11 protein-coding genes are annotated in these 12,486 nt (G+C 59.6%); all 11 read left to right on the forward strand.

Features of this window, described 5'->3' with window-relative positions:
* Nucleotides 1-8: 8 nt before the first annotated feature.
* On the forward strand, nt 9-935 hold the full coding sequence (locus tag ACYQ11_RS07940; protein ID WP_459923238.1) for a baseplate J/gp47 family protein: 927 nt from the start codon (nt 9-11) through the stop codon (nt 933-935).
* Nucleotides 928-1,953, forward strand: coding sequence for a phage tail protein (locus ACYQ11_RS07945; protein ID WP_459923239.1), 1,026 nt, complete (start codon nt 928-930; stop codon nt 1,951-1,953). Before ACYQ11_RS07940 ends, ACYQ11_RS07945 begins: the two co-directional genes overlap by 8 nt.
* 182 nt (nt 1,954-2,135) lie before the next feature.
* Nucleotides 2,136-3,380, forward strand: a complete 1,245-nt coding sequence (locus tag ACYQ11_RS07950) for a hypothetical protein (protein WP_459923240.1) — start codon at nt 2,136-2,138, stop codon at nt 3,378-3,380.
* Nucleotides 3,381-3,576: 196 nt separating this feature from the next.
* Nucleotides 3,577-4,590 carry a hypothetical protein gene (locus ACYQ11_RS07955; RefSeq protein ID WP_459923241.1) on the forward strand — a complete coding sequence of 338 codons (1,014 nt, stop codon included), beginning with the start codon at nt 3,577-3,579 and terminating at the stop codon, nt 4,588-4,590.
* Nucleotide 4,591: 1 nt separating this feature from the next.
* Nucleotides 4,592-5,806: a glycosyltransferase gene (locus ACYQ11_RS07960; RefSeq protein ID WP_459923242.1), complete on the forward strand. Its 1,215-nt coding sequence runs from the start codon at nt 4,592-4,594 to the stop codon at nt 5,804-5,806.
* Nucleotides 5,807-6,040: 234 nt separating this feature from the next.
* On the forward strand, nt 6,041-6,991 hold the full coding sequence (locus ACYQ11_RS07965; RefSeq protein ID WP_459923243.1) for an SH3 domain-containing protein: 951 nt from the start codon (nt 6,041-6,043) through the stop codon (nt 6,989-6,991).
* A gap of 292 nt (nt 6,992-7,283) precedes the next feature.
* On the forward strand, nt 7,284-8,186 hold the full coding sequence (locus ACYQ11_RS07970) for an EFR1 family ferrodoxin (protein ID WP_459923244.1): 903 nt from the start codon (nt 7,284-7,286) through the stop codon (nt 8,184-8,186).
* A gap of 356 nt (nt 8,187-8,542) precedes the next feature.
* A complete protein-coding gene (locus tag ACYQ11_RS07975) occupies nt 8,543-9,325 on the forward strand; it encodes a substrate-binding periplasmic protein (protein ID WP_459923245.1) in 783 nt (260 codons plus the stop codon).
* 37 nt (nt 9,326-9,362) lie between these two features.
* Entirely contained in the window at nt 9,363-10,319 is a 957-nt protein-coding gene (locus ACYQ11_RS07980) for a receptor L domain-containing protein (protein ID WP_459923246.1), read from the forward strand.
* A gap of 253 nt (nt 10,320-10,572) precedes the next feature.
* Nucleotides 10,573-11,220 carry an HAD-IB family phosphatase gene (locus ACYQ11_RS07985; RefSeq protein WP_459923247.1) on the forward strand — a complete coding sequence of 216 codons (648 nt, stop codon included), beginning with the start codon at nt 10,573-10,575 and terminating at the stop codon, nt 11,218-11,220.
* Nucleotides 11,217-12,485: a Y-family DNA polymerase gene (locus tag ACYQ11_RS07990; RefSeq protein ID WP_459923248.1), complete on the forward strand. Its 1,269-nt coding sequence runs from the start codon at nt 11,217-11,219 to the stop codon at nt 12,483-12,485. Before ACYQ11_RS07985 ends, ACYQ11_RS07990 begins: the two co-directional genes overlap by 4 nt.
* The last annotated feature ends 1 nt before the right edge of the window (nt 12,486 follow it).

Raw genomic sequence — 12,486 nt, forward strand, 5'->3', positions numbered from 1 at the left:
AGAGCGTTATGCCCATTGCCCTGCCCGATCTCGATGACAGACGCTACGAGGATCTGGTCGACGAACTGCTGGCCCTGATTCCCCGGTATGCCCCGGGCTGGACCGATCACAATGCCTCGGACCCCGGCATCATGCTGGTGGAACTGTTCGCCTGGCTGACCGAGGCCCTGATCTACCGTCTGAACCGCATCCCCGAGGCGTCCACGGCAAGTTTCTTCAGACTTCTCAGCGGGCGTCTTGACGGCCGGGCCCCGGATATGACGGGACTTTCGTTCAAGGAGGCCCAGGCCCTTACGGTTCGTGACCTTAACGAACGCTTTCGGGCCGTCACGGCCGATGACTATGCGTCCCTTGTTCTGTCCCGGCCCTTCGGCGATCAACGGGCGGCCCGGGCGGTCTGCCTTCCGGGGCTTGACCTCACGGCCGACGATCCCTTCCGGCACCGGACCGGCCATGTGAGCGTGATGCTCGTGCCCGACGAACCGGGACCGTCCCCGGTGCCGTCGCCTGAACTGATCGCCGCCGCGGCGGATTTTCTCGATGAAAGGCGGCTGATCACCAGCCGGGTCCATGTGGCGGCGCCGGTGTACGTCAAGGTGGCGGTTCAGGCGGAGGTGGTGCCGCTGTCCATGGAACGGCGCGAGGATCTGGGCCGGTCCGTGGAAACGGCCCTGGCCGGGTTTTTCCATCCCCTCACAGGCGGTGAGAACGGTAAGGGGTGGCCCTTTGGCCGTCCGGTGTATGCCTCGGAGGTGTATCAGGTCATCGAGGCCGTTTCCGGTGTGGATTACGTGACAGGCCTGACCCTTCTCAAAAGCGAGGGCGGAACCGTTGAAGACGGGGGAACCTGTCTGGATATCGGGGTCAACGGCCTGGTCGATTATCAGGCCGCCCATCCCTCAAGCCGAATCAGGATCGTGACTGCCTATGAGTGAGACCAGCCGATATCTCGATTATCTTCCGGCCCTGTTCAGGGAGCACCCCTTTCTGGGGAAATTCCTTCTGCCCTTCGAGCGCAGACTCGATGAACTGAACGGGATCATCGACGACATCGCACGCTATGTGGACCCGGCTACGACGGACAGCGACTTTCTGCCCTGGCTTTCATCCTTCGTGGCCCTGACCCTTGACCCCGAATGGCAGGAAAACAAGCGCCGCACGCTGATCGCCCGGGCCGTGGACCTGTATCGCCGCCGGGGAACCGTGGGCGGGCTCAGGCAGTATCTGAACATCTACACCGGCATGGAACCCGAGATCCGTGAATGGCGCCAGCCCGGGGGCATGCAGATCGGGGTGGCCTCGCAGATCGGCGGGCTTGTGTATGAGGGGGCTCCGGCCGACGCCGCCGTTCCGGACATCGGCCCCATCGTTTCGCTGGCGCGCTGTGAGCCACTCTATCGGGATTATTATGTGGTCCGCATGCTTGCCTGCGATCCGGCGGACCGGATCAGCCCTCCCGGTCTGATCGACCCCGGCCGGCAGCCCGCCACCCTTTACCTTTCCGCCGATCCATCGGTGGTTCGCTCGGTGGCCGTGACCCTTGCCGGGGGGCTGCCCCAGGTGGACATCATCCTCACAACCGGTGCGGTGATGAGCTTTTCACCGGCCGTGATCAGCCGAAGGGATCACCTGATCGACGAGATCCACCTCCTTTCCGGACGGCCGGATCCGGACGGCCCCGACATATCCGCGCAATATAGGGGCGATACGGTGCTGATCGATGAAACAGGGGATGACGACACGATGCCTTATCATTTTATCGTCGACGTGAGAATCCCGCCGGGTGAAAGGAACCAGGTGACACTGGACAAGGTCCGGGCCATCGTGGATCTGGAAAAACCCGCCCACACGGTCTACTACCTGAAACTCACCGATGTGGAAGACCGTGAATTTCTTCGCCCCATGCAGATCGAAGTGACATCGGACATCGGTATCAATACGGTTCCGGGTTGAAATGGATGGTTTCGTCAAACGCAGAATATCAGACGGCGTCGTAACATGGTCGAGATCAAGGCTTGCGAGTCCCGAGGAATGAGGCGCACCCGGGGTACGCCGCAGTGACGAGGGATGACGCGTAACGCAGAGATCGGACATGGTTCGACGCCGTCAAAAAGAACAGCGAAGGGGACAGTGATATGAGCATAACCAGCAGAATGAATTTTTTCACCGGGTTCTTCACCACGGCCCGGGACTGGAACGAGGGCCAGGACTACCATGTCCTCAAACGCAGGCTCCACAACCGCAGGCTTCACACCCCGGGCATCGTGGCCGGGGAGGGATCGGACCTCGGGGTCATCGCAACCGGGGATCTGACGCTGACCGTGATGCCCGGCGCGGCCGTCGACGGCGAGGGCAACGAGATTTATCTGGCCGAGCCCCGGATTCTCGCCATCAACCCGGTCCTTTTTGCCTTGCCCCAAACGGTCTATGTCCGGGCGGTCTATGACGAAAGGCCGGCCCAGTATGTCCAGAACATGGAAACCCCCCAGTACAGCGGGCATACCCGGATTAGCGAAGACCCCCGCATCGAGCTTACCGTCGAACGCCCGGACAACCACAGCGCCATCGAACTGGCCCGGATCCATCTCCAGGAGGGCGTGGTCCGGGTGTCGGACCCGACAGACCCCCTTTCCCCAGGCGGCAACGAGATTGACCGGCGTTTCGTGGTTTTTGCCGGAGCCGTGGGCCTTGTACCGGACCGGATGCCCTCTGTGATGCGGGAGCGGATCATCCATCTGATGATGCGGATCAGAAAGGATTTCGCCTCCCTGGACATGCGGTTCCCCGTACCCTCCGCCGCCGATGTCCGCCACGGGGCCATGACCGTCGAAATGCTGGCCCGCACCGACGGGATCCCGCAGGCGTCCCTTTCCGGCATCCTGGCCTCGTTGGGATCCGTTGAACTGGACCTGGCCCAGGACATCGAGGCCCGCTATCCTCCGGTCAGCCGTCTTATCGAGTACGATGTCTATCAGCAGCGGGTGGCGGCGTTGCTTTACGCCATTCAGGAAGGGCTGGATCCCGACACCCTTCTGACCCGTGAGGACGAGGTGGGCATGGCGGCCCGGGAACTGGCCGAGGCAGTCCTTCAACTGCCCGAAGCCGACGCCGGACCGGATTTTACCGTCACGGGGCCGGGCGATGAACGGGTGGCGGCCATCGACGCCGGGAACTCCAGGGCCTACGGAGGCCGGGCCATCGTGCGGTATCACTGGCGGTTTGCCGACATCCACAGTCTGCCCCAGGCCGACTCGGGGCTGGACAACACGGTGTTCACCACCACCGAAGACCAGGCAGTTGTTCTGGACGCCGGACGGTCGAGGGCATACGGCGGCAAGGGCATCGTCCGCTATCACTGGTCGGTGCGACGCGACGGATAAGATACGGAACCACCGTCATTAAGGAAAGACCCTGATGGGCACGCGTTGCTTTGCCCATCCTGCCTTGTGTCGCCCGTAGCCTGTAGGATGGGCAACGCGCAGCGTGCCCATCATCCGGACAACGGAAATGCCTTTAAGTTAATGACACTTAATACGGAACATCAATCGTTTACCGTAAACGAAGGAGCATAAAACCATGGCCTATACACTTGACGATTTCCCCTTTGAGACGGATCAGCCCCAGATTGACGTGATCCTGCCCGTCGGAACCCATGTGCTGGAACTGGTGGTCGAAGACAGCGCCGGACTGAGAAGCCTGCCGGACACCGTGGTGGTGACCGTTGAGCGGGAAGAGCTCCCGGACGCCGTGATCACGGGCATCGACCCCGTTACGGGATACCAGGGCCGGACCGTGTCGGCCCGCATCAGCGGAACAGGGCTGGCCGACGCCGACGGCGTGACCTTTTACACGCAGCAGACGGTGACCCGGCCCACCCGGCCCACGCTGCCCACCCGGACCCTGCCGACCCTGCCGACGCTGCCGGACCTCCCGACACGCCTGAACATCCCGGACCGGACCGTGACCGCCGTGATCACGGACCGCAGCGACGAGGGGCTAAGGATCGACATCAGCATTGACGCCGCCGCCGCCACCGGCGTTCGGACCTTTTCCGTGACCACCCCTTCGGGCGTGGTCCATTCCAGGGACATCACCTTCACGGTCCGGGGTCTCATCACCCCGACCATCACCATCCCCACGATCACGCGGCCCACGGTGACGATCCCCACCATCACAAGGCCCACGGCCACGATCCCGACCATTACCCGTCCGACCGTGACCATCCCCACGGTAACGATTCCGACGATCACCCGTCCGACGGTGACCATCCCCACGGCCACCATTCCGACGATCAGCCGTCCGACGGCGACCATTCCCACGGTAACGATTCCGACGATCACTCGTCCGACGGTCACCCGGCCCACGGTAACGATTCCCACCGTGACCCGGCCCGTCACCGGAGGCGGCCTGACCCTGACCTCGGTGCGCGGGGTGGGTGCGACCCTGTCCGATCGTCTGACGGCAGGCGGCATCACCACGGTGGCCGACCTGGCCGGAGCGGATGCTGCCCGGGTGGCCCGGATTCTCGGCTACCAGGACGTGAGCCGGGCCCGGGTGCTGATCGACAACGCCCGGGAGCTTTTGGGCTGAGATGAGAATTTTGTTCATTCACCCGGCCTATCCGAACCAGTTCACGGCCCTTTCCCATGAACTTTGCCGGGTCGAGGGGGTTGAAACCGCGTTTTTGACGGACATGGCCCAGGCGGATCGGATCCGTCAGGATCGCGTGCCCATCGCCTATTTCGGTTACGAGGCAGACGGCCGGGCCGACGGGGCCTGCTGGTATCTGAAAGGCTACGAAGAGGCCCTGAGGCAGGGCAGGGGGGTGGTCGACACCCTGCCTGCGGTGCTGAACGAATTTCCCGCCGATCTGGTCATCGGCCATGCCTCCTTCGGCACCACCTTTTATATCCGGGACATGATCGGCCTTCCGGTGATTTCCTACGTGGAGCTGCCCGGCTACCAGATGGCCTGGTCCCGCCGGGAGTACCCGGCCCTTGACGAACACCGTGTCCTCAACACGGCGTTTCAATCCCTGGTGTTTTCCGGGGCCTTGATGTCAGACGCGGTGGTGGTGCCCTCGGCCCATGCCCGGAAGGGGTTTCCCGACGCCCTCAAGGACCGGGTCCATGTGTGCATGGAAGGGTTTTCCCTCCCGCCGCTTTATCCGGACAAACCGGCGCTGAGGCGGGCACTGGGGCTTCCCGAATCCGGGCCGATCCTGGGCTTCGCCGGAAGGACCCTGGAGGCGGTGCGGGGCTTCGATGTGTTTGCGGAGGTGGCGGCCCGGCTGAAAGCCCTCCGCCCGGATCTTCACATCCTGGTCATCGGGTCCGAGGAAACGGTCTACGGCAACGAGCCGGCCTATCTGAACGGAACGAGCTTCAAGCGCCATGCGCTGGATCGCGCGGGCCTTGGCGACGGCGATATCGTATGCAAGGATTATCTGACCCATGACGATTACCACCGTCACCTCCAGGCCATGGATCTGTTCTATTTCCCCCAGTTCGAGGGCGCGGCCAACTGGGGGCTCTTCGAAGCCATGGCTTCGGGCCTGACCGTCATCGCCTCGGACCGCTGCTTCGTCCCCGAGGTCATCGACCAGGGCGTGAACGGATGGATGGTCGATCCCGAAGACCGGGACACCCTGGTGGGCCTGAGCCTTTATCTTCTGGACCATCCGGCCGAAGCGGCCCGCCTGGGCCGGGCCGCCCGGAAAACCATACGGACCCGCTATTCCGTCGAACAGAGCGCCGCCGCCTACCTGGACCTGATCGACAGGGTTATAGGTCGTCGCGCCCCTTAGAAATGAATGCCTCCGGCGGCCCTGCCGGGGGCCAAACTTTTGAAAAGTTTGACAAACAGGTTTGACGGCTTTGTAGAATGTTGACGTTTGACGCGGACCTCAAATCCCATTTGTCCAGATTTTTAAAATCTGGTCCCCCGGAAGGGCCGCCGGAGGCAATGATCCCCTGAACAATCGCATGGCCCGTTCACGACAGGCCGAGGCGCAATCGACCCTTTTCCATGGAGAAATATCATGAAAAAACACGGCGGTTTTATTCTTCTTTCACCCGATGAGGTCCGGGACTACCTGTTGGCCCTGCCGGTCAACCGAGTCGTCGGGGTGATCCAGAACCATCACACCTTTCTGCCCGACTACGGCACCTTCAACGCACGACCGGACCACATGCGTCTTCTGGCAGCCATGAAAAACCATCATGTGGTCAACAACGGCTGGAGCGACATCGCCCAGAACCTGACCACCTTTCCCGACGGCACCGTGGCGGTCTGTCGCCCCTTGTCCGTGATCCCGGCCGGGATATCCGGCCACAACGCCCGGGCCGTCTGCATCGAACATCTGGGCAATTTCGACGAGGGCAAAGACACGATGACCGAGGCCCATCGACGGGCCATCATCCATCTGAATGCCGTGCTCCTCGAAAAATTTGGCCTCACACCCTCCACCGAAAGCATCGTCTATCATCATTTTTTTCACAGCAAAACCTGTCCGGGCACGGCCTTTTTCGGCGGAAACACCCGCGAGGCGGCCGAGGCCCACTTCATTCCTCTGATCGCCGAAGCGCTCAAGGCGATCGCCCGTCCGGCCCCGCCGCCCGAGACGCCCCTGTTCTACCGTCTGGTCCTGGCCGCGTACCTGAACATCCGCACCGCCCCCGGCGTCAATAATCCCAAAGACGGTCTGGTCCATGCCGGAGCCACGGTGCCGGTTTACGAGGAACGCTCCGGCTGGTCCCGCATCAGCCCTTCGGCCTCCCGCTGGGTCGCCTCCCGATACCTGACCCCCATCGACACTGCCCGGGTAGGCACCCGCGCCCTCAACGTCCGCTCCGGCCCCGGCACCGCCTTCGCCATTCTCACCACCCTTGTCGAACACACCCCGGTCACCGTCTACGAACGCCGCCGCTCCTGGTGTCGCATCGACCCCAACGAAAAATGGGTCGCCTGCTCTTATCTGGATTTTGATTGATCGGGTGTTTCTGGAAAAATAAGCCTTCGGCGACCCTGCCGGGGGCCCGCCTTTTGAAAAGGCGGACAAACGGGTTTTTTGGGTTTTCTTAAGGTGGTTCGGTTTGTGGTGTGCGCTGCGGCAGACAATCGAGGGGCGCACGGCGGGCGCCCACTCCTGCATCTATCATCGGCGATTTTTTTGCTGTACCCGTTCGGTACCGAGGGGTATATTTGGAAAAACCCGAGGGTGATATCGTGAATGTTTCATTCCATCCTGACACCCTGTACTCACCATAGAAAAGGATTGCGACATGCCTAAAACATTGATTACCTGCTTCTCGCAGGGGGGGACAACGGCCAGGGTGGCGAAGGCCATTGGTGAAGGTTTTGCCTCGAAGGGCCATGAGGTGGTGTTTCATGCCATGGCCGGAAAAGAACCCCTGAACCCGGATGGATTCGACCTTCTGGGTGTCGGTTTGCCTGTGTACTATTTCAGGCCGCCGTTCAACGTCATGGATGTTCTTTCTCAGCTGCCGGATTTGAAGGGCCTGCCCGTCTTTGTTTTTGTGCTTTACGGGACACGGTTGGGCGATGTGGGCACCGTGATCCGAACGCTGCTGCGTGACAAGGGCGGGCGTGACATGGGCCTTTTTACCACAAAAGGTGAAGACTATTTTTTGGGTTATCTCAAGCGTGGGTATCTTTTTTCACCGGAAAAACCGGCGTCTGAGGATCTTGAGCATGCCCGGGTGTTTGGCGAAACGATGGCGGATCGGGTTGAACGTGGTGATTGGATCAGCCCTGAAGATGATGCCCCACCCCCCTGCGTGTATCGCCTGGAGCGGTTTTTATCGAATCGGTGGTTTACGAGGTGGATCTACAGCCGGATGTTCCGTGTCAAAAAGGATCGGTGTACGGGCTGCGGCTTGTGCATGAAGCTCTGCCCCATGGGAAATATCACTGCGGATGAAAATGACCGACCGGTCTGGGGTCGTGACTGTCTTCTTTGCCTGTATTGCGAGATGAAGTGCCCTGCGGAAGCCATTGTCTCACCCTTGAGTACGCCGCTGTTCGCGCCGTTTATGGCGTATAACGTTTGGCAGGCGCGAACTGATCCGACCGTGAACCATGCCCGGGTCGTTCATGAGAAAGGACGCGTCAAGCGGCTGGAGACACCCGGCATCGATTCCGTTTCAACAAATGACACGGCATAGCGACAGGCAGCGGGCAAACGGTTATTTTGCTTTTCTCAGGGTGGTGCGGCGCTGTTTTTTGCCACAGGCAATGTAGGGGCGCACGGCGTGCGCCCATCCCCAAACCGCCCCATACCCCCCCATGAAAAACGGCCCATCCCCTCACCACCGTCCCGCAAAAACCACCGCCCATCGGGTTGAGGCACGAAACCCGACAAATGCCCGTGATCCTTCCAAACAGCGTAATTGATGGAAAATTATCATCAATCAAAACTGTGGCTTGAGGTTATATGCAAAAATAGGATAGAATTGGTCTCATTGGGTTAAGAATAATATTCTTCAATGGAATCAATGTTTTGTCAAACTATGGTGAGCTTATGAAAACGGTTGTTTACCGAATTCTTCTTTGTTTTTTTATAATCAACGCGTTTGCTTTGATACGTAATTCTTACGCAGAGACACTAAAGGTCGGTTGGGATACATGGCCTCCTCACCAGATTGAAGGGAACGATGGAAAACCTTCAGGTATAGATATCGATTTGATATCCGAGGTTTTGAAAAGGGCGGGTTTTGACGTTTCCTTTCACATGCTTCCCTGGCCTCGGCAATTGGTGTATCTGAAGACAGGAGAAATTGACATTTCAATGTCTGCCTCAAAAAATTCTGAAAGAGGAGAATACGTTTATTTCTCTGATTCATTTTTTAAACTGGCATATAATTGCTTATATGTGAGAAGCGAAGACGCCGAAAAATATCAATCCGTAAAAACCTTAAAAGATTTCCTGAATTACAATGTTAATCTCGGTGTTAAAATAGGTGCATCGTACTCTAATGAATATGACGAATTGAAAAAGAATAACGCCTTGATGAAAAAGATTCAGGCGGTCCCTCAGGATATTCAAAATATCAAAAAATTGGCTGTTGGCCGAATTGATGGTTTTTTATGTGGAGAATTTGCCGGTAAGGCTGTAATTAAAGAGGCTGGACTCGAAGGTAACATTCATAAACTGATATATTTATATGGTGAGGAAGAGGCCTCTTCATTCCTTATGTTCAGTAAAAAATCAATGAATGAAAATCAGGTGGAAAAGATTGATCAGGCTTTAAAAAGTATAAAAGTTGACGGCACTCACAAAAGGATTATGAATAAGTACTATTAATACGCCATCATAGATGCTTGTGGAGATTTATACGGTAATGAAAATGAGGCAAGGATACAGTGCGATCATTGTCCCCCTGTGCGTTCTTTTTTTTCAGGTGTTTCTTGGCGGCTGTGGTGACGGGGGGCAGGCGGTTAGGCCGGGGACGGTCTGGAACGGGGATTTCCTGGCGGACACGCAGGCGACGGTCGACTCCCTTTGGGGGTATGCGATGATTGACGGGGACCTTGTTGTGTCGTCGCGGTCGGTGGATGATCCTGTTGTATCGCTTGATCCCCTGACCAGTCTGGTCAGGATATCCGGGGACGTCACCATGGTTGGGAATGATGCGCTTGTTGATCTGACCGGCCTTGGCGCATTGACCCGGATTGGGGGCGATCTGATCCTTGTATTCAACGAAAACCTGGCCGATATGGCCCTGCCGGCCCTTGTGCGGATCGGAGGATGTCTGCGAGTCGAGGACAATGCGGTGCTTTGCGCGTCCCGGGCCGTTGCCTTGAGGGAGCAGCTGAGAGGGCGTGAGGGTATCGGCGGCTATGTGGATTTTAGTGCCTGCATGGTTTGCGTGGAGGACCGGATCGACGACCATGACACCGATTTCCTGTCTGTTTTTACCGTCCGGGAATTCGAAACGCTGGGAATCCGGGTAGGACACGACCCGTCCATTGACTATCATCTGACACTTAGCGGCCATGCCCTTCAGCCGGTCGGGGATCATCCCTGGGCGGATGAGGGGACGGATTTTTTTTACATCACCCCGCCTCTCGGTCAAAGCCTGCTTACGCTCACCCCCGCAGACCGGGTGATCGATCAGATCATCGAAGACGGCGACGTGGCGTCTGCGGATATGTCGATCGACGTGTTCTCGCCGGGCGGGGATTATCCCTGTGCCCCGCGCTCATCCAAAGAAAGCTGGGCATTGATCTTTGGGGACACTCTGGAAGGCGGCCGGGTGTTTCAACTTCGGTTTTACGGATCAGCGACCGCCGATTAGGATAACGACGAAAACCTGCCCCGCCCACCCCGTCCCGCCCATGCCCTGGCCCTTCATCGGAACCGCTGAATCATCGACATCAGCTCCGACATATAGTATGGTTTCCCCTGGGATGAGCCCCGGGTCGGACGGGGCGTTCATGCCGTTTGCCGGGGGTCGGGCGCTGAAACGCGGGACAAACGGTTTTTTGTTTTGCCGGGATGGTCCCGGCGATAAAGGCGGCGCCGTCAGGACGGCTGGACAGGACAGGATCATGCAGGCATTGGATACGATTGTATTTTGTGATTTCGACGGTACCATCACGGTGGAGGACACCTTTGTCAAGGTCTGCCGTCATTTTGCCGCCAAAGAGGTGGTGGACGGGATGCTGCGGGATGTTTTCAAGGGGCGGCGGACCCTCCGGGAGGGCATCCGGATCATTGTGGAGTCCATTGCCTCGTCCCGGTATCCGGAGATGCTGGATTTCGTGAACGGCACGCCGCTTCGGCCGGGCTTCGACGAGTTTCTGGATTTTCTCGATGACAGGGGCGTGCCCTTTGTGGTGATTTCCGGCGGTCTTCTGGGGCTGGTGCACCGTCAGCTGGGGGACCGGGTCCGGCGGGCCCGGGACGTGTACGCGGCGGACGTGGATACGGACGGGGAGTTCCTGCGGGTGGTCTCGCCCTTCGCCGACGGCAGCGAACTGGTCAACAAGAAGAAGATCATGGATACCTATCCTTCCCGGGAAACCGTGGCCCTGGGCGACGGGGTCACGGATCAGGGCATGGCCCTGTCCGCGTCGCTGGTGTTCGCCCGCAGACACCTGGCCGAGTTTCTGGACAAAGAAGGGCGGCCCTACCTGCGCTGGGAGGATTTCCATGATGTCCGGGACGCTTTGGCCCGGCGATGGGGGACGGTATGACGGTCTTCGCCCTGGCGGACTGCAACAATTTTTACGTCTCCTGCGAGCGGGTGTTCAATCCCCGGCTGAACGGCAGGCCGGTGATCGTTCTGTCCAACAACGACGGCTGTGCCGTGGCCCGGTCCAACGAGGCCAAGCAGCTTGGCATCGCCATGGGGGCCCCGGTGTTCAAGGAGCAGGAGAAAATCCGGCGTCACGGCATCGTCGTGCTGTCCTCCAACTATGCCCTTTACGGGGACATGTCCCGCCGTGTGGTTCAGGTGCTGTCCGGGTTCTGTCCGGCCATGGAGGTCTATTCCATCGATGAATGCTTTCTCGATCTGTCCGGCATGGCCGCCTGGAACCTGACGGAGATGGGGCGGACCATCCGGGCCGCGGTGCGGAAGCAGACGGGCATTCCCGTTTCCGTCGGGCTGGCGCCCAGCAAGACCCTGGCCAAACTGGCGGCCCGGATCGCCAAAACATCACCCCGGGCCGACGGGGTGCTGGACCTGACCGATGCCCGTCACCATGACCGGGCCCTGGCCATGACGGCGGTGGAGGATGTCTGGGGGGTGGGACGGCGCTACGCCCGGTTTCTCCGGTCATACGGGATCACCACCGCAAAACAGCTCCGTGATGCGGACCCTTCCCTGATCCGGAAGAAAATGGGGATCAACGGGCGGCGCCTGATGGACGAACTTGCCGGGCGAAGCTGCTTTGCTCTGGATGATCATCCCGCCCCGAAAAAGAATATCACCGTGTCCCGGAGCTTCAACGCGCCCCTCTCTGACCCGGAGGCTCTCCGGGAAGCGTTGGCAAGCTACGCGGTCCGGGGAGGCGAAAAACTCCGCCGCGAAAATCAGGTGGCCGGTGTGGTCACGGTCTTTCTGATGACGGACCGCTTCCGGCCCGAGCAGTTTTATTACAATACGGAAACCATAAGGCTGGCCGTTCCCACCCACCACAGTCCGGACCTGATTCGCGCGGCCCTGGCCGGTTTTGAAGCCATGTACGTTCCGGGTTATCTGTACAAGAAAGCGGGGATTTTTTTTCAGGAACTGGGAACCTCAGCCATGGTGCAGCGGGGCCTTTTCGACACGGTGGACCGGGAACGCGGCGACTGTCTGATGGCGTCCCTGGACCACATCAACACCCGCATGGGGCGCGATACCCTGCGCTATGCCGCCGCGGGGCTGTCGGCCGATCAGTCCTGGCGCACCGTCTTCCGGCACCGATCCCCGGCCTGGACCACCCGCTGGGACCAGCTGCCTTTGGTGGTCTGAT

It is taken from the genome of Desulfatiferula olefinivorans (genome assembly GCF_054657895.1).

What these genes read in the sequence shown, in the direction of transcription:
- ACYQ11_RS07940 (WP_459923238.1), top strand. Translation starts at nt 9, where the DNA reads ATGCCCATTGCCCTGCCCGATCTCGATGACAGACGCTACGAGGATCTG.
- ACYQ11_RS07945 (WP_459923239.1), top strand. Translation starts at nt 928, where the DNA reads ATGAGTGAGACCAGCCGATATCTCGATTATCTTCCGGCCCTGTTCAGG.
- ACYQ11_RS07950 (WP_459923240.1), top strand. Translation starts at nt 2,136, where the DNA reads ATGAGCATAACCAGCAGAATGAATTTTTTCACCGGGTTCTTCACCACG.
- ACYQ11_RS07955 (WP_459923241.1), top strand. Translation starts at nt 3,577, where the DNA reads ATGGCCTATACACTTGACGATTTCCCCTTTGAGACGGATCAGCCCCAG.
- ACYQ11_RS07960 (WP_459923242.1), top strand. Translation starts at nt 4,592, where the DNA reads ATGAGAATTTTGTTCATTCACCCGGCCTATCCGAACCAGTTCACGGCC.
- ACYQ11_RS07965 (WP_459923243.1), top strand. Translation starts at nt 6,041, where the DNA reads ATGAAAAAACACGGCGGTTTTATTCTTCTTTCACCCGATGAGGTCCGG.
- ACYQ11_RS07970 (WP_459923244.1), top strand. Translation starts at nt 7,284, where the DNA reads ATGCCTAAAACATTGATTACCTGCTTCTCGCAGGGGGGGACAACGGCC.
- ACYQ11_RS07975 (WP_459923245.1), top strand. Translation starts at nt 8,543, where the DNA reads ATGAAAACGGTTGTTTACCGAATTCTTCTTTGTTTTTTTATAATCAAC.
- ACYQ11_RS07980 (WP_459923246.1), top strand. Translation starts at nt 9,363, where the DNA reads ATGAAAATGAGGCAAGGATACAGTGCGATCATTGTCCCCCTGTGCGTT.
- ACYQ11_RS07985 (WP_459923247.1), top strand. Translation starts at nt 10,573, where the DNA reads ATGCAGGCATTGGATACGATTGTATTTTGTGATTTCGACGGTACCATC.
- ACYQ11_RS07990 (WP_459923248.1), top strand. Translation starts at nt 11,217, where the DNA reads ATGACGGTCTTCGCCCTGGCGGACTGCAACAATTTTTACGTCTCCTGC.